This window comes from Pseudoxanthomonas sp. PXM03 (assembly GCF_014852005.1).
Taxonomy (GTDB): Bacteria; Pseudomonadota; Gammaproteobacteria; order Xanthomonadales; family Xanthomonadaceae; genus Pseudoxanthomonas_A.
Genome location: NZ_JACVAU010000002.1, coordinates 560,821 through 582,079 on the forward strand (window position 1 = coordinate 560,821; position 21,259 = coordinate 582,079).

At 64.6% G+C, this 21,259-nt stretch carries 24 protein-coding genes and 1 pseudogene; 8 read left to right on the top strand and 17 right to left on the bottom strand.

Annotation, left to right across the window (positions count from 1 at the left end; translation table 11 throughout):
• Window positions 1-47: 47 nt before the first annotated feature.
• The 3 genes from IB223_RS11445 to IB223_RS11455 are packed head-to-tail and all read right to left on the bottom strand — an operon-like array spanning window position 48 to window position 2,160.
• Window positions 48-314, bottom strand: a complete 267-nt coding sequence (locus IB223_RS11445; RefSeq protein ID WP_192201825.1) for an acylphosphatase — start codon at window positions 312-314, stop codon at window positions 48-50.
• On the bottom strand, window positions 314-886 hold the full coding sequence (locus IB223_RS11450; RefSeq protein WP_192201827.1) for a TlpA disulfide reductase family protein: 573 nt from the start codon (window positions 884-886) through the stop codon (window positions 314-316). Before IB223_RS11450 ends, IB223_RS11445 begins: the two co-directional genes overlap by 1 nt.
• Window positions 883-2,160, bottom strand: coding sequence for a YihY family inner membrane protein (locus tag IB223_RS11455; protein ID WP_192201829.1), 1,278 nt, complete (start codon window positions 2,158-2,160; stop codon window positions 883-885). The genes IB223_RS11450 and IB223_RS11455 overlap by 4 nt, the downstream gene beginning before the upstream one ends.
• A 77-nt stretch (window positions 2,161-2,237) precedes the next feature.
• Here IB223_RS11455 and wrbA point away from each other — a divergent pair, with 77 nt between their 5' ends.
• Genes wrbA through IB223_RS11475 form a run of 4 tightly spaced genes read left to right on the top strand, consistent with a single transcriptional unit; the run spans window position 2,238 to window position 4,376 of the window.
• Window positions 2,238-2,834, top strand: a complete 597-nt coding sequence (gene wrbA, locus IB223_RS11460) for an NAD(P)H:quinone oxidoreductase (protein WP_192202402.1) — start codon at window positions 2,238-2,240, stop codon at window positions 2,832-2,834.
• Window positions 2,834-3,166, top strand: a complete 333-nt coding sequence (locus tag IB223_RS11465) for a DUF2069 domain-containing protein (RefSeq protein WP_192201831.1) — start codon at window positions 2,834-2,836, stop codon at window positions 3,164-3,166. The genes wrbA and IB223_RS11465 overlap by 1 nt, the downstream gene beginning before the upstream one ends.
• Window positions 3,163-3,870, top strand: a complete 708-nt coding sequence (locus IB223_RS11470) for a hypothetical protein (RefSeq protein ID WP_192201833.1) — start codon at window positions 3,163-3,165, stop codon at window positions 3,868-3,870. The genes IB223_RS11465 and IB223_RS11470 overlap by 4 nt, the downstream gene beginning before the upstream one ends.
• A gap of 20 nt (window positions 3,871-3,890) precedes the next feature.
• Window positions 3,891-4,376, top strand: coding sequence for an asparaginase domain-containing protein (locus tag IB223_RS11475; RefSeq protein WP_192201835.1), 486 nt, complete (start codon window positions 3,891-3,893; stop codon window positions 4,374-4,376).
• 508 nt (window positions 4,377-4,884) lie between these two features.
• Here the strand turns inward: IB223_RS11475 and IB223_RS11480 are convergent.
• Together IB223_RS11480 and IB223_RS11485 are read right to left on the bottom strand one after the other, a co-directional pair.
• On the bottom strand, window positions 4,885-5,250 hold the full coding sequence (locus IB223_RS11480) for a GNAT family N-acetyltransferase (RefSeq protein ID WP_192201837.1): 366 nt from the start codon (window positions 5,248-5,250) through the stop codon (window positions 4,885-4,887).
• Window positions 5,251-5,677: 427 nt separating this feature from the next.
• Window positions 5,678-6,565 carry a LysR family transcriptional regulator gene (locus tag IB223_RS11485; RefSeq protein ID WP_192201839.1) on the bottom strand — a complete coding sequence of 296 codons (888 nt, stop codon included), beginning with the start codon at window positions 6,563-6,565 and terminating at the stop codon, window positions 5,678-5,680.
• Window positions 6,566-6,703: 138 nt separating this feature from the next.
• Here IB223_RS11485 and IB223_RS11490 point away from each other — a divergent pair, with 138 nt between their 5' ends.
• Window positions 6,704-7,456 (top strand): SDR family oxidoreductase, encoded by a 753-nt coding sequence (locus IB223_RS11490; RefSeq protein WP_192201841.1) that lies wholly within the window; start codon window positions 6,704-6,706, stop codon window positions 7,454-7,456.
• Between the two features lie 39 nt (window positions 7,457-7,495).
• Here the strand turns inward: IB223_RS11490 and IB223_RS11495 are convergent, their stop codons facing one another.
• The 4 genes from IB223_RS11495 to IB223_RS11510 all read right to left on the bottom strand — a co-directional run bounded on the left by IB223_RS11495 (window position 7,496) and on the right by IB223_RS11510 (window position 9,585).
• Window positions 7,496-8,023 carry a transposase gene (locus tag IB223_RS11495; protein ID WP_192201843.1) on the bottom strand — a complete coding sequence of 176 codons (528 nt, stop codon included), beginning with the start codon at window positions 8,021-8,023 and terminating at the stop codon, window positions 7,496-7,498.
• Between the two features lie 64 nt (window positions 8,024-8,087).
• Complete coding sequence (locus tag IB223_RS11500; protein ID WP_192201845.1) at window positions 8,088-8,621, bottom strand: hypothetical protein; 534 nt, start codon at window positions 8,619-8,621, stop codon at window positions 8,088-8,090.
• A gap of 71 nt (window positions 8,622-8,692) precedes the next feature.
• Window positions 8,693-8,908, bottom strand: a complete 216-nt coding sequence (locus IB223_RS11505; protein ID WP_192201847.1) for a DUF4287 domain-containing protein — start codon at window positions 8,906-8,908, stop codon at window positions 8,693-8,695.
• Window positions 8,909-9,099: 191 nt separating this feature from the next.
• Window positions 9,100-9,585: a hypothetical protein gene (locus IB223_RS11510; protein ID WP_225591011.1), complete on the bottom strand. Its 486-nt coding sequence runs from the start codon at window positions 9,583-9,585 to the stop codon at window positions 9,100-9,102.
• Window positions 9,586-10,541: 956 nt separating this feature from the next.
• On the opposite strand from IB223_RS11510, the gene legP reads away from it, so the two are divergent.
• Both legP and IB223_RS11520 read left to right on the top strand, forming a co-directional pair.
• Window positions 10,542-11,846: a Dot/Icm T4SS effector Zinc-dependent metalloprotease LegP gene (legP, locus tag IB223_RS11515; protein ID WP_192201850.1), complete on the top strand. Its 1,305-nt coding sequence runs from the start codon at window positions 10,542-10,544 to the stop codon at window positions 11,844-11,846.
• An 11-nt stretch (window positions 11,847-11,857) separates the two neighbouring features.
• On the top strand, window positions 11,858-12,877 hold the full coding sequence (locus IB223_RS11520; RefSeq protein ID WP_192201852.1) for an MvdC/MvdD family ATP grasp protein: 1,020 nt from the start codon (window positions 11,858-11,860) through the stop codon (window positions 12,875-12,877).
• Here the strand turns inward: IB223_RS11520 and IB223_RS11525 are convergent.
• The 8 genes and pseudogenes from IB223_RS11525 to sufT form a co-directional block, all read right to left on the bottom strand.
• Window positions 12,804-13,130: a YbaY family lipoprotein gene (locus IB223_RS11525; protein ID WP_192201854.1), complete on the bottom strand. Its 327-nt coding sequence runs from the start codon at window positions 13,128-13,130 to the stop codon at window positions 12,804-12,806. The genes IB223_RS11520 and IB223_RS11525 overlap by 74 nt on opposite strands.
• Before the next feature lie 115 nt (window positions 13,131-13,245).
• Window positions 13,246-13,809, bottom strand: coding sequence for a hypothetical protein (locus tag IB223_RS18845; RefSeq protein ID WP_225591012.1), 564 nt, complete (start codon window positions 13,807-13,809; stop codon window positions 13,246-13,248).
• Between the two features lie 51 nt (window positions 13,810-13,860).
• Window positions 13,861-15,297 (bottom strand): peptidoglycan-binding domain-containing protein, encoded by a 1,437-nt coding sequence (locus IB223_RS11535; RefSeq protein WP_192201856.1) that lies wholly within the window; start codon window positions 15,295-15,297, stop codon window positions 13,861-13,863.
• Window positions 15,294-16,154 (bottom strand): hypothetical protein, encoded by an 861-nt coding sequence (locus IB223_RS11540; protein WP_192201858.1) that lies wholly within the window; start codon window positions 16,152-16,154, stop codon window positions 15,294-15,296. Before IB223_RS11540 ends, IB223_RS11535 begins: the two co-directional genes overlap by 4 nt.
• A gap of 693 nt (window positions 16,155-16,847) precedes the next feature.
• Window positions 16,848-17,162 (bottom strand): proprotein convertase P-domain-containing protein, encoded by a 315-nt coding sequence (locus IB223_RS18850; RefSeq protein ID WP_343227206.1) that lies wholly within the window; start codon window positions 17,160-17,162, stop codon window positions 16,848-16,850.
• 33 nt (window positions 17,163-17,195) lie between these two features.
• Window positions 17,196-18,638: pseudogene (locus tag IB223_RS11545) on the bottom strand (S8 family peptidase); the annotation flags it as partial.
• Window positions 18,639-19,012: 374 nt separating this feature from the next.
• Window positions 19,013-20,110, bottom strand: a complete 1,098-nt coding sequence (locus IB223_RS11550) for a branched-chain amino acid aminotransferase (RefSeq protein WP_192202405.1) — start codon at window positions 20,108-20,110, stop codon at window positions 19,013-19,015.
• A 57-nt stretch (window positions 20,111-20,167) separates the two neighbouring features.
• On the bottom strand, window positions 20,168-20,719 hold the full coding sequence (gene sufT / locus IB223_RS11555) for a putative Fe-S cluster assembly protein SufT (RefSeq protein ID WP_192202406.1): 552 nt from the start codon (window positions 20,717-20,719) through the stop codon (window positions 20,168-20,170).
• A 110-nt stretch (window positions 20,720-20,829) separates the two neighbouring features.
• Here sufT and IB223_RS11560 point away from each other — a divergent pair, with 110 nt between their 5' ends.
• Complete coding sequence (locus tag IB223_RS11560) at window positions 20,830-21,243, top strand: hypothetical protein (protein WP_192201862.1); 414 nt, start codon at window positions 20,830-20,832, stop codon at window positions 21,241-21,243.
• The last annotated feature ends 16 nt before the right edge of the window (window positions 21,244-21,259 follow it).

Here is a 21,259-nt window from a genome sequence, read left to right on the forward strand (position 1 = left end):
CTGCACCTGTGCGGCGCCCTGGTCCAGTCTTTCTGCTTCCAGTCCGGTCAGCCGGTGACGAAGCCTTCGTTCACCCATCCCGTCCACGCATCGCGCACGACCGATTCAACGCGCGCGGCGGATGGCCCCTGGTGAAGCCACGCCTCCAGCGCATCGAGTGCCGTCGCATCGCCTTGGGCGATCACTTCCACGCGGCCATCGGGAAGATTGGTGGCGCGGCCGGCCAGTCCCAGATCGAGCGCGCGCTCCCGGGTCGATGCACGGAAGAACACCCCCTGCACCTTGCCGCTGACCAGAAAGCGGGCGGTCGCCATCACGCCTCCGCTGCGGGACCGCCGGCTGCGGCGATGGCAGCCTCGATTTCCTTGCCGGTGACCGGACCCAGGAACTGCTTGGCGACCTTGCCGTCCGGCGCAATCAGGTAGGTCAGCGGCAGACCGCGGGGCGTGGCGAAATCCGCCGGCGGGTTGTACACGTCGAGGATGGCGATGGGATACACCACCGGCCGTTCCGCGAGGAACGCCTTGAGATCCTCGGGCTCGATTTCCTCGTAAGCCAGGCCGATCACCTCGACATGGTCGTTGTCCTTGTCCAGCGCCGACAGGTCGGGCATTTCCTTCAGGCAGGGCGCGCACCACGTCGCCCAGAAGTTCACCACCACCCACTTGCCGCGGTGCGAGGCCAGGGCGTAGTCGGCGCCATCAAGCGTCTTCACCTGCAACATCGGGATGTCGACGGTGCGGTCCGCAGGCTTTTCCGTGGCCGGATCGACATCCTGCACGTGCGCCTCGATTGCCGGTTCCGCCGCTTCGGGGGGCGCCGAGCCGGCATTGCACGCCGCCAATGACAGCACGATGGCCAGCGACAGAGAGGAAACAGACTTCATGCAGGCTCCTGGTGGGATTCGGTGAACAGGTCGCTGACGCGCTTCTTGAGCAGTTCACGCAGCGGTACGCGCAGGTCATCCAACGCCATGCGGGCGGCGCGGCCGAGCGCATCGTCATGGAACGGCAGGTGCGCCTCGGCCACCGGCACGCGCAACTGGCAGGCTTCGTACAGATCGCACAGGGTCAGGTCGTCCAGGTCGCGTGCCAGCAACCATTCGCCTTCCTCGTCGCGGCGCAGCAGGTTGATCTCGGACAGCTGCCCCAGCATCTGCTGGATCAGCGAATCGGTCAGCATCGGCTCCATCGCCAGGATCTGGTCACTGTGCAGTCCCTGCCCCTTCCCGCGGGCCTGGGCGAAGCGCCCCAGCATGCGCAGCAGGCCGTAGAGTTCGTAGCCCAGCGGCAACCGCAACGCGGCGGGCTGGTAGCGAAAGGCGGCCATGCCCGATGCCAGCGAAGCGCCCAGCAGCACGGCGATCCAGCACAGGTAGATCCACAGCAGCAGGATCGGCGCTGCCGCGACCGCGCCGTAGATCTTCTGGTAGGTGTTGAAGCTGCCCAGGTAGGCGCCCAACCCCCACTTCGCCAGTTCCAGCAACACGGTCGCCAACAAGGCACCCGCCATCGCATAGCGCCACTTGATGGTCCGGTGCGGCACCACGCGGTAGATCACTACGATCGCCGCCAGTTCGATCAATACCGGCGCCACGCTGAGCGACAGCGTCTGCAACCAACGCCCGCCACTGGTCGCGAACACCGGCAATGCGTAGAAGCGCGCGGACAACGCCAGCGATGCGGCGGCCATCAGTGCACCCAGCGTCAGCACGGTCCAGTACACCAGGAAGCGCGACAGCTTCGGCCGCGCACTGCGCACGCGCCAGATGCGATTGAACGTGGCCTCGATGCTGTTGAGCGTGATCAGCAGCGACGCCACCAGGGCGATCACGCCCACCGCGGTCAGCTTGCCGGTGTTGGCGAGGAAGCCGTCCAGCTTCTCCTTCAGGCTGACCGCCGCGCCCGGCAGGAAGTTGGCGAAGATGTAGTCGCGCAGCTGCGCGCTCCACTCCTGGAACACCGGGAACGCCGACAGCACGCCGAACACCACCATGGCCAGCGGCACCAGCGCGAACAAGGTGGTGTAGGCCAGCGAACCAGCGGCCTGGAACAGGCGGTCATCGAGGAAGCGCTTGGCCAGGAAACGGAAGAACGTGCCCATGCGTGCGCGGTCGCGCATGCGCTCTGTCCAGCGGTTCAACGAGTCCAAGGGCTCCATGGGCGGAAGGGTAACCGATGCGTCATGGACGCGACATCGCCGATACTAGGCACTTTCCCGGTGACGAAGACGGTCCGATGCCCGAGATCCTGGTGCTCTACTACAGCCGCGGCGGGTCCGTGGCGCGGCTGGCGCGGCAGATCGCGCGCGGCGTGGGCGAAGTGGACGGCATGTCCGCGCGCCTGCGCACCGTGCCGCCCGTGGCTGCCGTGACGCAGCAGGCCGCACCGCCGGTACCCGAGGAAGGCGCGCCCTACGTGGACCGGCATGACCTGGCCGAATGCGCGGGCCTGGTGCTGGGCAGCCCCACCCGCTTCGGCAACATGGCCGCGCCGGTGAAGCACTTCATCGACGGTCTGGGCGCGGAGTGGGCCAGCGGCACGCTGGTGGGCAAGCCCGCGGGCGTGTTCACCTCCACCGCCACCCAGCACGGTGGACAGGAGTCGACCCTGCTGTCGATGCAGGTGCCCCTGTTGCATCACGGATGCGTGATCGTGGGCATTCCGTTCACCGAACCGCAGCTCAGCAGCACGCGCACGGGGGGCACGCCCTACGGCGCAAGCCACGTAGCCGGTGGCGATGACGATCCGCATCCCAGCGAAGAGGAGGCGGCGCTCGCACGTGCATTGGGGCGCCGCGTGGCCGACATCGCCCGCCGCCTGGAGACACGCTGATGGACCGTTCGCGCCTGCTGCTGGCCGCGTTGCTGCAATTGCTGGCCGTCCTCTACGCGGTGTGGTTCTACGGCGACCGCCAGTACACGCTGGCACTGCTGGTGTTCGCCCTGCCGCCGATCCTGCTGATGATCGGCGTGATGGCGCGTCGGCGCACTGCCGCGTTCTGGGCGGGCGTCTTCGCGCTGTTCTGGTTCTCGCACGCCGTGATGGTGGCGTGGGCCGATCCGGTGAAGGCGAAGTTCGCCTGGGCCGGCATCGTACTGTCCATCGGCATCGTGCTGGCCACCAGCTGGCCCGCCTTCGCCAAGCGGTTCGGCAGGAAGGCGTGACGCGCTTCGTTGCCACGCTGCTGCTGTGCCTGCTGGCGCCCAGTGCATGGGCGCAGGACGCCCTCTGCGAGCCGGGCGATCCGGCTCGCGTGGAGAACCGCGACGGCAGTACGTTGTCGCTGCGCGTCGAGTGTTCCACTTCCGCCACGCGCCGCTACGTCGCCGAGCTGACGTGTGCCGACGGCCTGGTGTGCGACCGCCTGCAGGTCGAGCAGGACGTCACCGAGACGCCCATGGGCCATGCCGGCCTGGTGGACTTGGACGGGGACGGGATGCACGAGGTGGAGGTCCGCGGCATGTGCGGCGCCGGGCCGAACTGCGAGGGCGATGTGTACCGGATCGATCCGGCCACGCGGACGTTGCGCCACTTCTTCAGCGGCGGCTATTACGAGTTGCAGGTCATCGATGGCTGGTTGGTGGAATCCGGACGCAGCAGCTGCTGCAGTTGGGAATTCCACCTGTGGCGCCTGGACACGCCACGCGCCGGACCGCTCGACTACGACAGCATGGACCTGATGGCGCAGGTGGATGCCGGTGGCGACGACGACGGCAACGTCACCAGCGTGCAATGCACGTTCACCCGGCAAAGCGGCGATAATCGTGCGGTCGTCGCGCCGCCGTCGCCCGCGCTGGAAGCGATCTGCCGGCATTACGGCGAGCCGTACGACCTGACTTCCCCGGATACAACGCCAGGCGCGCCGTGAGCGCCGGCAGGAGCATAGAGATGGACGAGCTGCTGATCGTCACCACCGGTGGCACGATCGACAAGATCTACTTCGACGACAAGTCCGATTACCAGATCGGCGATCCGCAGATCGGCATGATCCTGCGCGAGCTGGGGGTGACGTTCCGTTTCACCGTCATCCCGATCCTGCGCAAGGATTCGCTGCACATCACCGACGAGGACCGCGAGCTGATCCGCGCGACCATCGCCGCGCAGCCGACCAAGCATGTGCTGGTGACGCACGGCACCGACAGCATGGTGCAGACGGGCCACGTGCTGGCCTCCATCCCGGACAAGACCATCGTGATGACCGGCGCCCTCAGCCCGGCCCGCTTCCGCGGCTCGGACGCGGAGTTCAACATCGGCTGCGCGATCGGTGCGGTGCAGTCGCTGCCGGCGGGGGTGTACATCGCGATGAACGGGCGGATCTGGGACCCGGCGAAGGTGCGGAAGAATGTGGCGGCGAATCGGTTTGAGGCGGTTTGATACCGTCAGGCTGGTGGATGCTTCGGTAACAACAAGGCCCGCTGATGCGGGCCTTGTGCTTTGTCGGGCAACAAACTTGCCTCTGATCGCTGCCTTCATAGACGCAGATCGCGTCACACGATCTGCGCCCATTCCATAGAACTGAATTCAATCAGTTGTACGGTTTCGTCGGATTGGGATTGCCGGTGTTTGGCACCCAAACCCAAGCGCAGCCAGAAGCGACGCATACCCACTGGAAGCACCCTGACACCGTGCACACCTCGCCTTCGCCGGCTTGAGCTGGGGCAGGAACCGCTACGCCAACACCAACAACCATCATTGCTACTGCCAGTGCCAACGAAAAGCCATGCCTTGCTTTCATAAGATCATCCTTGCTTCTTGTGCGCACTCGTAGGTAAGTGCCAAATCAGTAGATACTCCGATCCATTCCCCGTCAATAAGATCACACTGGTAAATTAATGTACCGAAGTGATGCCGACGAGAGAAACACGGGCTACTCAGGTCAGACCTACGGCGGCGAAATGACGAATGCGTAGAGGCTTCCCGACAGCGGGACGGCGTTTGCACCCATGGCCTCATACAGCGAGATAGCCCTGTGGTTACTGGAACGCACATTGTTGATCACAAGCTCACGGCACCCCTTGTCACGCGCCTTCTGCCGCAGCTGCTCAATCACCATACTTCCATAGCCACGTGAGCGCTGCCTTGAATCAATTTCTATCTTCTCCAGCACAAAGCTTTCTCCGGGCTCGAACCAGCCATGAGCACGACCTACCCGGCGGCCATCGAGCCATGGCTCGATGACATAGTGCCGCCGCTGCTGGCTCTCCTCGAAGCGCCAGTCTGTTTTCAATTGGAGATGGTTTGCTTTCAATGGTTGTCTACTTGTCTGCTATGGCCGGACACCTGAGTCAAGCCGGGTCGCCTAGCGGCCAGGGCAAAGGGGAAACAGGGGTCCGGAAACGGGGGCCAGAGTACCTTCTCCGAGCGGATCCGCGCGACCGGCGCGGCGCAACGGACGTAGGCATAGTGTTGGGGTGAGTGCAGCGAAGCCCAACACCGTCACCCTACATCTGCACGGAAGCGTCCACGGGGCGAGCCAATCTGCGCATGCCGAGAGTTCGAGCACCCATCATCTTCCCCGCGTGTTGGGCTTCGCTGCGCTCACCCCAACCTATGCGCTACGAAACACCGGCAGAGCGATATCGACAAACTGTTGCATCGATCGGTTGAATCCGGGGCCATAAGCAGACATCCAAACACTCGATCGCTCAGGCCCTGCCGGCGCGACTCGGAAAGCACTATGTATTGAGCTGAGGGATCTTCGCGAACTCTTCAGCAATGAAGTCCATGAAGACAATGGCTCTCTTCGAGACCAACCGGTTGGCTGCGTACACGATCTGCATGGGCACCGGCGGAGCGGAGAACTCTTCAAGAACGATCTGGAGATCACCAGACCTGAGCCCGTCTTCGAATAGCCAGGCTGGGCCTTGGCCTATGCCAAGACCCGCGCGTACCGACTCGCGTGACGCCTCGGGCGAGTTGACGCGAATTCGGCCCGAGACCGGTATCTCCTCATCCTTGAAACGCCATGTAGCCCCTGATGCAAGCAAGGTGTAGATGACGCAGTCATGATGTTTCAGGTCAGACGGCACCTGCGGTGTCCCTCGCTTTTCCAGGTAGTCCGTGCTGGCCACGCATGCGCGCTTGAAAGACCCGATACGTCGCGCGCGCAGTGAGCTGCTGTCCAGATGCCCGATGCGGATGGCGAGCTCCGCGCCTTCGTCCAGCAAATTGACGAAGCGGTCGCTGATCTGAAGATCGAGCTCCAGATCGGGATACCGCTGCAGGAAGCGGGGCACCAATGGCATGACGTACATGTGGGACAGCGCCGTCGGACACGCCACCCGCAGTAGCCCCGAGGGCATGACGTTTTCCCGCAGCGACATCTCCGATTCGGAGACCGCATCGAGTATGCGACGGACTTCCGCGTAGTAGCGCTCACCTTCGGGGGTCAACACGAGCTTGCGCGTGGAGCGATTGAGCAAGCGTGTCTGGAGATGATCTTCCAGTGCAGCCACATAGCGACTGACGTTGGGCTGGCCAATGCCGATGTCGCGGGCCGCAGCAGAGAAGCTGCCGGTTTCGACCGCACGCGCGAAGCAGGTCATAAGCAGAAACCGATCCATCCAGCCCTCCGGACTATGCCTCATTCGCATAAATGCTATGCGCTGACCGGGTCTTATGGCAATTGATGCATAGGTGCATGCTTTTCGCCAACAAAGATCTGCCACTCCGGCCGGTCCAATCCCCCTAAGGAGCACCCCATGTCACGTCTTGCAGGCAAACGTACCCTCATTACCGGCGGCACCAGTGGCATCGGCCTGGAGACCGCCAAGCAATTCTTGGCCGAAGGCGCACGCGTCATCGTCACTGGCGTGAATCCGGACTCCATCACCAAGGCGAAGGCGACCCTCGGGAGCGACGTTCTCGTACTGCGGGCCGACTCCGGCAGCGTCGCCGCGCAGCAGGAACTGGCCCGGGCCGTACAGGCTCATTTTGGCCAACTGGACGTCGCATTCCTCAACGCCGGTGTGGCGGTCTGGACGCCGATCGAGCAATGGAGCGAGCAGGCGTTCGATGCGTCCTTCAATGTCAACGTGAAGGGGCCGTACTTCCTCATGCAGTCGCTGCTGCCGGTCTTCTCGACGCCTGCGTCGGTCGTGTTCAACACCTCCGTCAGCGCTCATGTGGGCGCCGCCCGGTCCTCCGTCTACGCCGCGACCAAAGCTGCGTTGCTGAGCATGACGAAGACGCTTTCAGGCGAACTGTTAGGTCGAGGCATCCGCATCAATGCCGTCAGTCCCGGCCCGGTCCAGACGCCGCTCTACGACAAACTCGGCGTCCCCGATGCCTACCGCGCGCAGCTCGACCAGGACATCGCAGCGAGCATTCCGCTTGGGCGCTTCGGCACGCCTGGGGAAATCGCCAAGGCGGTGGTGTACTTGGCCTCCGATGAGTCGAGTTGGACCGTCGGCTCGGAAATCGTCGTCGATGGCGGGCGCCTGCTCAACGGCTGAGCCCATAGGTTGGGGTGAGCGCAGCGAACCCCAACAACTTCAGCCCTCCCCCGCACGGAAATCATCCTCAGGCGCCCCAGCCCAATCCTCCGGCATCTCGCCCCGCCCGATACACCGATGGATCGAGCTAAAAGGCCAGTCCGCAGCGCGTGCCGCGTAGCCATGCTTCACCGGATTGATGTGCACATAATCCACATGCCGCCGAAGGTCGTCTTCGTCGGTGATCAGATGTTCCCAGAAGCGACGTTGCCAGATGCCACGCTCACCCTTGCGGCGCCGCGTGGCGCGTATCCGCTCGCCCTTGGGTATCGCCCGCGAGAATCCCGCCTTGATCAGCATCCAGCGCGTGACGCAGTCGCCGTCACCTTCGGGAAGCGTCCAGACCGCGTGCAGATGGCCCGGTAGACCAACCCATGCCACGATATCGAATGGGTGCCGCTGCTTGACCACGCTGACCGCAGCGCGCAGATCACCGATGCGATCCACCAACAGCGTGCCCGAGCGCTCAGCCAGGTTGACCGTGAAGAAATAGGTGCCGCCTTCCTGGCGGGTGCGCCGATAGTCCATGACCCATCATCTTCCCCGCATGTTGCGGTTCGCAAGCTCACCCCACCCGATGCCGCTGGTCGGACTACCCTTTCAGGATGGCGGGCAGTTCAAAGCCCTCCAACCCCTTTTCCGCATCAGCAGGCAGAAAGAGGTCGACATTGAATGGGGCGGAATCCGACGCCGCAACGACGATTCCTTCGCCAGTCGCGCTGTGAAGCAGCACCCCCGCCAGAACGCGCGCCCGGTTGGCCGCCTGTGGGGAGGCAGGACCTCGACCGGCGAAATGGGTATACGGATCCGAACCCACGGTCGGCCACGTTGCTCCCCGCTCGGTCCATTCGACTCTCCAGAGAGGAATCGCCCGCTCGATGACGAAAGGCCGAGCCAACTCGCACCACGCGGGTCGTGCATCCGCCTCGCGGCCTCCATGGATCGGAAAGACATCAAACCGAGGGCCTGCCGAACGCTCTTCCGTCCGGAAGACAAAAGGGACGCCCCCGACGATCCGCAAGGCGACGAACAGATGCCAGTACCCGTCGTCCTGGGCATAGGCGTCTATCGTCGCGCCCAACAAGGGGGCGAGATCAAGCTCAGCAGTGAACTCAGGCACCTGCACGTGCACTCCTGTCGCGAGCGTGGCCGCTATCGTAGGCGAATGGCGCTCAGCGTACCTTTTCGCCAGCCCTCTTACCCGCCACGCTTCGCCTTGTGATACGCCACCAGCGCATTCGCATGCCCGTGGCCCATCTTGTGTTCCGTCTTCAGCAGGGCCACCTGCTCCATGTGCTTGCGGTCGCTGACGGCATCCAGGACCTTGAACCAGTGTTCCACCGGCTTGCCGTACTGCTTCTCTATCGAGGGGAAGTAGGAAGCCGGGCCTTTCACCTTCTCGTTCGTCGTCATGCATCGTTCCTCATAGTGGAATGAAGCAGCGGCCGCCACGCTGGCGACCTGACCTGCCCCTGCCTATCCGACGAAGGAGCAGACAGCGGATCGACACCGCCGGCTCCGCTGACGGCGCCCCTCCCCGCACACAGAAACGGCCCCGCACCGCGGGGCCGTTCCGTTTCCCTCATGTGCCTGGCGACACGCTGCTAGCCGTTGCCCCCGCTCTCCCCCACCGGCTCATCCGACGCGTGCGGGCTGACGCGCCAGCGGGCGCCCAGGTTGCGGCGGGCTTCGTCCAGACCCTTGCCCTTCCCGGCCACCTTCAGCACGCCGTACACCTCCAGCGCCGCCACCATCAGGTCGCTGCCCAGCGCCATCTCGGTGTCGGTGATGCGCTGGTAGAGATGAGCGATGCGCAGGATGCGCGGGCGCAGCAGGTCCAGCGTCTGCTGGTCGCGCTGGAAGGCTTCGATGTCGAAGTCGCGCGCCATGATGCCGCTGTGTTGCTGCGCCACGTTCAGCGCGGCGCGGCAGAAGGCTTCCGACTTCTCCCCCATCTTCATCAGGCCACGCCGCTGCTCCGGCGTCAGCGAGACCAGGCTGGCCAGGCTGCTTTCCATCTGCGTGATGGCGGCATCCAGCGGGTCGAGGATGGCGGTGTCGATCTGCATGTCTACGAGGTTCTGACTCATTGTCGCTCCTTGATTCCGTGTCAGGTAATGCCGCCGTATCCGACGGCACGGCCACGCTACCCCGTCTGGTGTGTGCATCCAAGCCGATGACAGCGCGAAATGACTCACACTGGAAGCGGACACGGACACGACCGCACGGCTGCCCCTGCGCGGCACGCCTCTACTGTGAGAAACCGAACCAGAAAGGTGCGCGCACATGCGCTTGAGGTGAGATGACGAGGCACTTTTCCTCGCCCGCAAGGCATTTCGGTCTGCCAGCAAGGAAGATCTCCCTGGCCGCGAACTTTCAAGGTGAGATGACAAGGAAATTTGCCTTGGCATCGAGGTGCTTTCAGCTGAGGCGACGAGGAAATTTTCCCTGCCGTCGACGCCTTCCGGTTCGGGCACAACGCTTTTCGCCTCGGCGTTGAACCATCGAGGTGCGGAAGCGAGGTTCAAAGACTCGGCGGCGAGGAAAATTTCCTGCAGCGACTCGAGGCGCGACAGGCAAACGTACTTTGCTCCCACTTTCCTGAGCCCTGTTTCCGCGGCATTCGGGATCCTTTCAAGGTTTTCAAGCACGCGGCGGCCAACCGTTCCCAAGCGGCCTGGCGCAGCGCGTTCACCCACCCCGCTCACTGCATGCGCGCATGCACCTGCGCACAACGCGGCCCTGCGTGTGCGCATCCATGTAAATGAATGTAGCTGATTCTCCTTGATGGGCTGACGAGCGGTATGCGACCGCTGGCCCGTGCTCACGGACCTGCGCGTTGTTCCCGTTGAAGCAGGGCGGTACACGATCGCCAGCACGTGATCCGGACGCGACACGTAGACGCATGACCGGAGCGCGCCGCGCAATACACACATCGTGCGGTTTCCTCCCTGCTGCAGCTGCGGCGCAGTCCTCCCCCGGACGCACGCGCCGCCACGCTCGCCCATCCACGGCGAAGGCAGTTCACCCGATAGGAGATCTGGACATGGCAACCAAGAAGACCCCGGCATCGCGCAGCGCAGGCCGCGGATCCAATGATGGCGGCAACGGCAGGACGGGCGAGTTCAGGGGCGCAGGACCCGTACGCACCGCACTGATCCGTGGCGACACCTTCGGCGTCAGGCCGGTGCAGTACGTGGAGGTGGACGGGATGGCGATGTTCGAGGGCGACATCGTCCTGGGCACCGTGGAAGAAGTCGAACGCATGTCGGACATGCTGCGCGAGGAAAGCGCGGCGGGCGTCGTGCACGCGGTGATGATCTCCGGCGCGCAGTTCCAGTGGCCGAACTGCCGGGTGCCCTTCACCATCGACCCGGCGCTGCCCAACCAGCAGCGGGTCACCGACGCCATCGCCCACTGGGAAGCCAACACCCGCTTCCGCTTCATCGCCAGGACCACCGAAGCCGACTTCGTTACCTTCCGCACGGGCTCGGGATGTTCCGCGCAGGTCGGACGCCGCGGTGGCCAGCAGTTCGTCAACCTCGCGGCGGGTTGCACGCTGGGCAACACCATCCACGAGATCGGCCACGTGGTGGGGCTGTGGCACGAACAGAGCCGCGAGGATCGCGACATGTTCGTCCGCATCAACTGGGACAGAATCCAGCCGGGTTTCGAGCACAACTTCAACCAGCACATCACCGATGGCGATGACATCGGGCCATACGACTACGGCTCGATCATGCACTACCCGCTGAATGCGTTCTCCACCGACGGCAGCAACACCATCACGCCCATCGGCACGGTACCGCCGGGCACGACGATCGGCCAGCGCAACGGACTGTCGGCAGGCGACATCGCAGCGGTCAACTCGCGCTGCCCGGCCGTCACCATCAAGGAGCAGATCAAGGACAACATCGCCGACACCCGCAAGGAGCAGATCTTCGATACGCGCAAGGAGCAGATCAAGGATGTGCGGCTCGATACGCGCAAGGAACTGATTACGGACACGCTGAAGGAGCAGATCCGCGACACGATCAAGGAAGGCATCTTCGATCCCGGCCCCACCCTGGCCGAAAACGTGCTCACGCCAGGCCTGCCGCAGATCTCGGTCAATCCGCAGCTCAATCCTTCGCTCGGGGGCGCGGCGCCGTTCGCCGTGGTCACGCCGCACCAGGACGGTACCGCCACTGGCACGGCAGGCACGGCCGCAGAACTGGACGGTCATCTCCAGCAACTGGCCGACGAACTGGGCCGGCTGGATGCCGCGCGCGGCTCCCTGCAGGCGCAGTACGACCAGACACGCGCGCTCCTGGAGCAGTTGCTGCGCCAGGAAGACGGCGCGGCAGGCTGAAGGAGACCCCCATGATCGTGGTGATCTCCCACCCGGACGACGCGCATGCCATGCGCGTGGTCCGTTGCCTGGAAGAGCGCGGCGAACCCGTGCTGTTGCTGGACCTGGCCCAGCTCCCCCGTCGCGCGACGCTGACGGTGGACTATCGGCACGGGCCGCGCCCGCGCATCCGCTATCGCACCGACGATGGCCAGGTGCACCGGCTGGACCAGGCCAGCGCCGTGTGGTGGCGCCGGCCACAGGCGCCGGACCTGTCGGACGTGAGCGATCCGCAGACCCACCTGTTCACGGCCAATGAGTGGAACGAGGGGCTCAACGGCCTCTGGCAGCTGATGCTGGACGCGCGCTGGATGAACGACCCGAACCGCGACGATGCCGCTTCGCGCAAGGCACGCCAGTTGCGCGTGGCGGCCGAAGTGGGTTTGCGCACGCCCCGCACGCTGATCACGTCCGACCCCGACGAGGCGCGCAGCTTCATCAGCGAACTCGCGCCGCTGGACGTCATCTACAAGACGTTCTCGTGCACCCATGCGATCTGGCGCGAAACCCGCCTGCTGCAGCCTGCGGACCATGCGCAGCTGGATACGGTCCGCGTGGCCCCGGTGATCTTCCAGGAGTACGTCCGCGCCCAGGCCGACCTGCGCGTCACGGCGGTGGATGGCGCGCTCTTCGCTGCGTCCATCGCCTGGACACCGCGCGCCGGCTCCATCGATTTCCGCCGCAATGTGGGGGAGGCGACGATCACGGCCGAGGTCTTGCCCGCCGACGTGCAGGCACGCCTGCTGGCACTGATGGAACGGCTGGGGCTGACGTACGGTGCGATCGACCTGCGGCGTACGCCGGAGGGCGAGTACTACTTCTTCGAAGTGAACACGGCGGGCGAATTTCTTTTCATCGAGGATCGTACGGGCCTTCCCATCGCCTCCGCCATCGCCGACTGGCTCGCCGGACGTCCGGCTATCCGATCCGACGCAGTTCCACGCGCATCCGCCCGGACGTTCGCGATGTCAGCGGATACGATTGCGTCGTGATGTAGTCGCCGGCCGACACCCTGCCATCGCCATCCGCGTCGAGATGGACCCAGACGATGGCGTCGGCCGGCACCGTGTCCAGTCGCAGCTCCACGGGGAACAGCGAGGCGTGCAGCGGCACCCGGGTTTCCAGGCGATGCAGTACGCGCGCGGGCGCATCGGCCCAGGACGCATCGCGCACCTCGATGCGCAACGCCCCGCCCTGCGGCAGCTCGGCCCCATCCATGCTTGCGATGTCCAGCCAGATGCTCATGAGGCCGAGTATAAGGAAATGCCGGCAGTCCGCGCCGGCATCGCTTGCCATCCGTCGGGCGACGCCGGCACGTCCAATCCGACGATGGTGGCCGGTGCATCGCCGGATTCACTGCCTAGGGCTGCGACCTGAGCTTCGCCGCCCGGTACTGCCCCTTGTCGCCGGCACGCGGCCCGGCCGGATCGGCGTTGGTGCAGACCACACCCCCGCAGATCACCGCATCCGAGGCATAGAAGGCCTGCACGACCGGCACGGCGTGTTCATAGCGCTGGAGCTCGTCTTTCGTGGCGGACAGTTCGCGTCGGTAGTAGCCCAGCACCGTCCAGGCCACCAACAGCACCAGCAAGAGGGTGGTGCCGATGGCAACAAGCCACAGCCACACCGTTCTGCCCACGCTGCGCAGCTGCGCGGACGTGGCGGATACGGCATGGCCGTACTCGGCGGCAACGGGAGAAACCGCTTCACGGGCATCCCGCGCAATCCGCGTGCCCGCGCCCTCGACGACAGCGGCGACATCGCGGCGGAACTGGCCTGCTTCCTGCCGCAACGACTGTACTTGCTCCGTGATCGTCGCACTCATGCGCGCCTCGCGCTGGACCATTTCGGCACGCAGCAGCATCAGCGCCTTGATGGCATCCGATGGTGTGGCGGCAGCCGGCACCGTATTGACGTCGTCCATGACACCTCCTTCTTCTCGACTTCCGTGTGGATGGGATCTTCAGATGATCAGCTAGCGCGCCATCTGCCGGTCCTGGGCCTGGGCCTGCTCGGCGGCCTGGTGCTGGGAGAGCCATTGGTCTCCCTGTGCTTCCATGTGCCGGCCTTCTGCGGAGCGTGCAAAATCGGTTGCCGCTCGATCGGCGGCCGCGCTATCGCCTGACAGGATGGCCGCGAGGTAGTTGTCCACCATCAATTCATTGAATGGCCCGGGCAGGTCGCGATGCGTGCCCTGACGCTGATCCACTTCCCGGTCTCGCGGTTGCTGCGGTTGTGGGGCGTCCTGTAGCTCTCTGCGACGCACCACTTCGGTCGCTTCCTGCAGCCCTTGTTCCACCGCCCGGGAATTGATCGCGTCGCGGGTACGTTCATCGGCCAATCCGTTCGCGGGAGCAATGCCCGCGCCGTCCTGGAATCGGCGAACGACCTCCAAGGTGGCGTTGTCGTAGCTGCGACTGATGGCCAACGGCCGCCCATTGCTTCCGCGAAAGCCGAGCCCCTGCAACTGCTCCTGCAACTCGGCGACCGCATCGCCACGCTCACCGGGGCCGAGAACCCCATCGTTCAACGGCCCGTGTAAATCCATGATGGTCTTGAGCCGGAAGTCTGGATTGGCCCGCAAGACATCGCCTCGGATCCGGTCGAACAATGCCTGATCCACCGTTCCGGTCAGCGGGTCGATTCCCGCCGTGCGCTGGTAGGTGCTCACGGCCTGTTCGGTCGAACGCCCGAAGTCGCCGTCTGGAGACAATCTCTGGCCCGCTGCATTCGTAATGTTCAAAGCGGCAAGGTACTGCTGCAGTTCGAACGCGCGCGCGTTGGCGTCACCACGCTGAAGCGGCGTATCGGCCTGGCGCGCTTCCGGCACCGGCGTCAAATCGACGCCATGACGTTGGACTGAGGTGACCAGATCGTCTACACCCTGCTCCCAATTCCGTGCGAGTGCGGCGACATCAGCGGCCCGGTCGGTGCCGTTCACGATCCTTCGGGCGTTTAGATAGTCGACAGTGTCGGCAGTGATGTAGTCGTCCAGTCCGCGCCCTGTGAACAGGCCGTCACGCATGCCGACAACGAGGACCCTGGAAGCTACTTCCGGTTCCGCTGCGAGGACGGGTTCACGCGCCAGCTCGTCGCCTCGCCCAAGCGATCCACCGACGTGCTGGTAGTTCCGCCAATGGGTGAGGTGTGCGTAACCACGGCCGAAGTATTCCTCGCCGCCCATGTAACCGTCTTGCTCATTGCCTTCATAGCCCTTTCGCGCCGCTTGCTTGCGACCGTGCACCTCTTCGGGGCTGGTGAAGTTCTGGCTTTCGTGCTCTGCGGTCGCCAATACGTAGGCGATCTGACGTTCATCCGTGACCCCCTCTTCCATACAGGTCCGCACGATCAGACGAACCGCCTGGTCGCGGGTGATCGGGGAAACTGCACTGCGTCCGTATCCATCGCTCATCGACTTGGTTCTCCTTCCAGTTTCATCCATGAATCATCGAAGATTTCTTCACCCTCCAGGGCATGCTCGCCGCAGGTGGTGTAGTCCCTGCTCGCCAACAACTCCGCTGTGCTGCCACGAACGCCGATCACCTTTTCGCCTCGATCGCATGGCCCGCTGCGATACCAGGCAAACAGGCGACCATCGACGATGCGCGACAGGGAATGCCACTCCATCAGCTTCGCCAACCCCTTGTTCTCCACGAGGCGACGGGGCCCCGCGTCATACAGAAAGTAGGTGTAAGACGGATCGCCATAGGTGCCGTCGGAGCCACTCCAGACGACAAGATCTTCGTATCCGTCGTCGTTGATGTCGGACAGCATGATGCCGTGCCAACCCTCGGCGAACCCTTTGTCCAGGGATCCGCGATAGCCGGTCTCATCAGGACTGTCGGGCGGGATTGCCCTAGGAAGCCAGACTTCCGGCAGTAGCAGCGTCTGACGGCGTAACGTCGGAGTCGAAACAGTCACACGGGCGTTGCTGCATATCAGCTTGCTGATCATCCGGCTGGAACAACCATCCGACTCCAGGGTGATCACTGCATCACCAAGGCGCATCTCCATGAACCCGTTGTCGTCGGGCATGTCCTTGGCGTGAATCTGCTCCACCATGGACCGCTGGATGCTATCGGATCGCAACTTCGACCCGCCCTGACAGCCCGAAAGTATCGCGAGAAGAAGCACGCTCAAGAAGAGCTCTCGCCAGCATCCGTAGCGCTGCATCTGGTCGTCGCGCTCTTGCCGAAATGGCTCGACTACCCGGCACGCCGACGCGCGGATGTCGATAGCCATGTCAATGACCGGATAGTGATTCGTCATGTTGCCCTCCTGGCTGTTGGTGCGTCCTCAGTCGAGGTATCTGTCAGCGCTACTGTCGCACCGCCGACCGAAAACCGGTGGACGCGATGATCGGCATGGCCAGAGCGTGGCGGGTACTGTTTCGTGCAGCTTCATGCGCCTCCCGTTCCAGACCAGAAATCCGAAGTGCGCAACGCTCCCGGCTCCCCAGTACTGATCCTTGAATGCGCGCGGATCCGATGCCGGCATATCGGGTGGCACATACTCGCCCTCCTGCACGGGGCGCCCATCGCGCTACCGTCGCAGTCCGCACCGACTTCCATGGCGAAACCAGTGGATTCGCGACGCTCGGCCCTCCCAGCCTCCGATACGCCTAAACGGAAATCCGTCAGCTCTTCTGAAGATTCAGAACCAGACGCCCCCGAGGACCTGCAGGCTGCTATTGGCAGCACTAGAGCCAAACCTGTCAATACGGCGAAGAACTTGAGTAACACGCTACAACCTCCTGTCGAGCGAAACTCCCGTACTGGCATTTTTCGGAAATGCTCTGAGTTCATTGCCGAGCTTCCTAGATACACCAATTTCTCGATGAAAGCACTTGTCCGCTCTCACACACATGGCGCCTTCTGAATGTCTTCTCACATAAACAAAAAAAACCCCGGCCAAAGCCGGGGTTCTTCCTGCACCTCCCTGTGCTCCCCTCGGGGGCAATCCTCAGAAGGTGATGCTCCAACTGTTGATGTAGCCGGTGTCGATGCTGGCACGGTCGCGCGCACGCAGGCTCCAGTTGCCGTTGAGCGCTTCGCTGGACAGGTTCACCGTGTAGGTGGTGTTGATGTTGTCGGCGCTGCCGCCGCTGCGGTTATGCAGCACGTACACCGAACCATCCGGTGCGACCAAGTCCACGATCAGGTCACCGATGTAGGTGTGCACGATGTTGACTGCGACTTGCGCGTTGCTTGGCGCGTTGCCCGTGCGGCCGGATACGGCGATGGTGCTGGTTACACCGGTCGTGTTGTTATCGGGAATGCTGACATCGGTGCCGTTGGTGTAGGTCTGCGTGCCGCCGCCCGGCGGCGTGCCGCCCTGCGCCGCCACCACCGCGCCATCGGCGTTGGCGATGCCCGCACCGCAACCGCCCGAGCATGTGCCCGGCAGTGCGCGCGCCGTGCTCTTCAACATGCTTTCCACCTGTGCTGGCGTAAGCGGTGAAGGCGCGGCGGCCTGCATCAGCGCCACTACGCCCGCCACGTGCGGCGCCGCCATCGACGTGCCGTTGTACGACGCGTAGCTGGCACTGCCGGCGGTGGTGGTGCCGGTGTTGAGCGTGGACAGGATGCTCGCGCCCGGCGCGGAGATGTCGATGCCGGTGCCGTAGTTGGAGAAGCTGGCGCGCGAACCGGCCGACGTGGTGGCCGCTACGGCGACCACGTTCGGGCAGTTCGCCGGCACGGCGCTGGACACGTTGGTGTTGCTGTTGCCGGCCGCCACCACCACCGTGGTGCCACGGCCGACGGCGCCGTTGATGGCGTTCTGGTACGTGGCCGAGCAGGTACCGCCGCCACCCAGGGACATGTTGATCACTTCAGCGGGATTGGCGTTGGCGGGAATGCCGCTGACCGTGCCGCCCGAGGCCCAGGTGATGGCGTCGGCGATGTCGGAGGTCAGGCCACCGCAGCGGCCCAGCACGCGCACCGGTACCACCTTGGCGCCGAACGCGGTGCCGGCCACGCCGGTGGCGTTGTTCGTCACCGCCGCGACCGTGCCGGCCACGTGGGTGCCGTGCCAACTGGAGTTGGTCACCGGCGAGCCGGCATAGCACTCGCCTGCGACGGGATTCCAGTCGCCTTCGTCGTTCGGGTTGGAATCGCGGCCGTTGCCATCGCGCGACACGAAGGTGTCGCTGATGAAATCGTAGCCCGGCAGGATGTTCGCGTTGAGGTCGGCGTGATTGGTGATGCCGGTGTCGATGACGGCCACCACCACGCCCGCACCGGTGGACTTGTCCCAGGCAGGCCGCACGTTGATGCCCGAGGTGGTGGTGCCGAAGCCCCACTGCTCGGAGAAGCGCGTGTCGTTCGGTGTCAGCAATGCGTACATGCGCTGGTCGACTTCGACGTATTCCACGTTCGGATCGGCCGCCAGCTGGCGCATCAGCGATTCGGCCTCCACCCGGTCCAGCTTGCGGTCGGCGCGCACGACGTCCGCACCACCCGCTGCCAGGCGGCGCAGCTTCTGCAGGCCCAGCGCACGGCCACCGCGCTTGGCCACCCCGGTGCTGGCGGCCGTGCTCAGCGAGCGCTGCAACTGCGATGCATCACCGCTTTCGGCACTGCCATCGCGGTATTTCACGATGAAACGATCGTAGCCGCCGGGTTCTTCCACTTGCAGACCGCTCATGTCCACACGACCCGCCATCGCAGGCAACGCATACAACGAGGCGATCACGGCCGACGACAGGCACAGGAGGCGGAGGCACGAACCACGCTTTGCAATTGCAGACATCAGACTCTCCCTCAAAGGTTGAAAGCCGCGAATGCGGCAAAAGCCCGGTCGAGGGCGCATGGCTGGCACGGGAGGGGGTGGACGGGCGGTTGCGTTCGACCGGGTACACGACCACGCAGTGCGTGGCGCATCCAGAAACTAGCGGAGCGCGACCCGATGAATCAGCGATGAAAGACACACTTCGCGACAGCATGTTGCAAACGTAATCGTTGGGCTACACGCATGTAGCGAAGTCACCGGTGGACAGCGACGCGTAGATTCATTTACGTGGTGGAGGCGTGAGGGTGCGCGAATTTTTTATTCGCAGCAGCGCGGTCTCCCTACGCAAAAAAGCCCGCTTTTCAGCGGGCTTTTCATCGACCGGGCGGCGAGGATCAATCGCGCAGCTTCACCAGCCAGCCATGGCGATCCGGAAGGCGCCCGTACTGGATGTCGGTCAGTTCCTTGCGGATGCCCATCGTCACTTCACCTGCTGGCGCACCGATGTCGCCCACGGCGAAATCCTTGCCCTTCAACTGGCCGATCGGCGTGATGACGGCGGCGGTGCCGCAGGCGAACACTTCACTGATGTCGCCCGATGCCACGCCCTGCTTCCATTCATCGATGGAGACCTTGCGCTCTTCCACCGCATGGCCGCGGTCGCGCGCGATCTGCAGGATGCTGGAGCGGGTGATGCCCTCCAGGATGCTGCCGGAGAGTTCCGGGGTGACGATGCGGCCATCCTTGTACACCAGGAACACGTTCATGCCGCCGAGTTCTTCCAGGTACTTGCCCTCGACCGGGTCGAGGAAGAGCACCTGCGAGCAACCCTGCGCCTGCGCTTCCTGCTGCGGCAGCAGCGACGCGGCATAGTTGCCACCGCACTTCGCGGCCCCGGTGCCGCCCTTGGCGGCACGCGCATAGTCCTCGGAAAGCCAGATGGACACCGGCGCCACGCCCTTGGCGAAGTACGCGCCGGCCGGGCTGGCGATGACGTAGTAGCCGGCTTCCTGCGCCGCGCGCACGCCGAGGAAGGCTTCGGTGGCGATCATGAAGGGGCGGAAGTACAGGCTCGTCTCCGGCGCCGACGGCACCCACGCGTGATCGACCGCGACCAGCTGGCGCAGCGACTCCACGAACTCGGACACCGGCAACTGGGGCAATGCCAGGCGCGCCGCCGAACGCTGCAGGCGCGCGCCATTGGCGTCGGGGCGGAAGGTCCAGATGGAGCCATCGGCATGCCGGTAGGCCTTGATGCCTTCGAAGATCTCCTGCCCGTAATGCAGCACCGAGGCGGCCGGATCCAACGACAGCGGACCGTAGGCACGCACTTCGGCGTCATGCCAGCCATGCGCCTTGTCCCACGTGATGGAGACCATGTGGTCGGTGAAATGCAGGCCGAACCCGGGGCTGGCGAGGATGGCGTCGCGCTCGACGGACGACTTGGCGTTCGCGGCGGCGTTCACGCGGTAGGTCAACGGGGTGGCGTTCATGACGTTCATCTCTTCCTTCCTGACGGTTCTGCATAACGGGTGGGAGTCGCGCGGGACTCAGAGCATGCCGGTCTCGAGCTTGGCGGCATCGGACATCATGTGGCGGCCCCACGGCGGGTCGAAGACCAGTTCGACATCGGCGTCGGCGACGGTGGGGATCATCTCCAGCTTGCTGCGCACGTCATCCACCAGGATCTCGCCCATGCCGCAGCCGGGGGCGGTCAGCGTCATCTTGACCTCCACGTCGCGCTGGCCGTCGTCGCGCTTGCTGAGGTTGGCTTCGTACACCAGACCCAGGTCGACGATATTGAACGGGATCTCGGGGTCGAAGCAGGTGCGCAGCTGGTTCCACACCAGCGCCTCGACCTCTTCGTCGCTGGCGTTGTCGGGCAGCGACAGCGGCTCGGTGGGCTCCTTGCCGATGGCATCCGCATCCTTGCCGGCAATGCGGAACAGGTTGCCTTCCACGAAAACGGTATAGCTGCCGCCCAGCGCCTGGGTGATGTAGCCATAGCTGCCGGCCGGCAGGGTGACGAGCTCCCCTTGCGGCACCAGGACGGCGGCGCAATCGCGGGAGAATTGGACGGGTTCGCTGCTGCGGGAGTACATGCCGGACCAGATGGGGGCGCGCGTGGGGCGCTGCAAGGCGTCCTATTGTAGCCCCCGCACCCCTGCGGCTGCGTCCAGGCCGTATCCTTGGCGGCCCTTCCGGAGTCTCCATGCCCCCTGCCCCGCGTCGCACCCACCGTTGGCTGCTCCCCTCGATGCTCCTGCTGGGCGGCGGCAGCGTGGTGCTGATCTGGGTGATGCTGGCGCTCTACCTGCAGCGACAGGCCGGCTGGATGGCGCTGCTCGCGGCGGTCGACGTGGTGCTGGTGCTGCGCCTTGCCGGCATGCGCCCGGGCGCCTGGCGCGCCCTTCTCGGTGCGCTGGTGACCGCCGTGATCTGCCTGCTGGCACTGTGGAGCATTTCCGCTACCCAGATGGGCCTCTCGTTCGGCCTCGATCCGTGGGACTCCCTGCTGCGGCTGGGCTTTCACCACGCATGGACACTGGTGACGCTGACCACGACCCCGCTCGATGTGGCCGCTCTCGCGGCGGCCCCCCTCCTGGCCGCGTGGTGGGCGCGCTGACCGGCCGGAGGGACCG

Coding starts and splice junctions, on each gene's coding strand:
- IB223_RS18845 (WP_225591012.1), bottom strand. CDS start 13,809: ATGGACGACGTCAATACGGTGCCGGCTGCCGCCACACCATCGGATGCC.
- sufT (WP_192202406.1), bottom strand. CDS start 20,719: ATGTACTCCCGCAGCAGCGAACCCGTCCAATTCTCCCGCGATTGCGCC.
- IB223_RS11520 (WP_192201852.1), top strand. CDS start 11,858: ATGATCGTGGTGATCTCCCACCCGGACGACGCGCATGCCATGCGCGTG.
- IB223_RS11505 (WP_192201847.1), bottom strand. CDS start 8,908: ATGACGACGAACGAGAAGGTGAAAGGCCCGGCTTCCTACTTCCCCTCG.
- IB223_RS11495 (WP_192201843.1), bottom strand. CDS start 8,023: ATGGACTATCGGCGCACCCGCCAGGAAGGCGGCACCTATTTCTTCACG.
- IB223_RS11560 (WP_192201862.1), top strand. CDS start 20,830: ATGCCCCCTGCCCCGCGTCGCACCCACCGTTGGCTGCTCCCCTCGATG.
- IB223_RS11550 (WP_192202405.1), bottom strand. CDS start 20,110: ATGAACGCCACCCCGTTGACCTACCGCGTGAACGCCGCCGCGAACGCC.
- IB223_RS11535 (WP_192201856.1), bottom strand. CDS start 15,297: ATGAGCGATGGATACGGACGCAGTGCAGTTTCCCCGATCACCCGCGAC.
- IB223_RS11540 (WP_192201858.1), bottom strand. CDS start 16,154: ATGACGAATCACTATCCGGTCATTGACATGGCTATCGACATCCGCGCG.
- IB223_RS11445 (WP_192201825.1), bottom strand. CDS start 314: ATGGCGACCGCCCGCTTTCTGGTCAGCGGCAAGGTGCAGGGGGTGTTC.
- IB223_RS11485 (WP_192201839.1), bottom strand. CDS start 6,565: ATGGATCGGTTTCTGCTTATGACCTGCTTCGCGCGTGCGGTCGAAACC.
- IB223_RS11525 (WP_192201854.1), bottom strand. CDS start 13,130: ATGAGCATCTGGCTGGACATCGCAAGCATGGATGGGGCCGAGCTGCCG.
- IB223_RS11475 (WP_192201835.1), top strand. CDS start 3,891: ATGGACGAGCTGCTGATCGTCACCACCGGTGGCACGATCGACAAGATC.
- IB223_RS11455 (WP_192201829.1), bottom strand. CDS start 2,160: ATGGAGCCCTTGGACTCGTTGAACCGCTGGACAGAGCGCATGCGCGAC.
- legP (WP_192201850.1), top strand. CDS start 10,542: ATGGCAACCAAGAAGACCCCGGCATCGCGCAGCGCAGGCCGCGGATCC.
- IB223_RS11465 (WP_192201831.1), top strand. CDS start 2,834: ATGGACCGTTCGCGCCTGCTGCTGGCCGCGTTGCTGCAATTGCTGGCC.
- wrbA (WP_192202402.1), top strand. CDS start 2,238: ATGCCCGAGATCCTGGTGCTCTACTACAGCCGCGGCGGGTCCGTGGCG.
- IB223_RS11490 (WP_192201841.1), top strand. CDS start 6,704: ATGTCACGTCTTGCAGGCAAACGTACCCTCATTACCGGCGGCACCAGT.
- IB223_RS11510 (WP_225591011.1), bottom strand. CDS start 9,585: ATGAGTCAGAACCTCGTAGACATGCAGATCGACACCGCCATCCTCGAC.
- IB223_RS11450 (WP_192201827.1), bottom strand. CDS start 886: ATGAAGTCTGTTTCCTCTCTGTCGCTGGCCATCGTGCTGTCATTGGCG.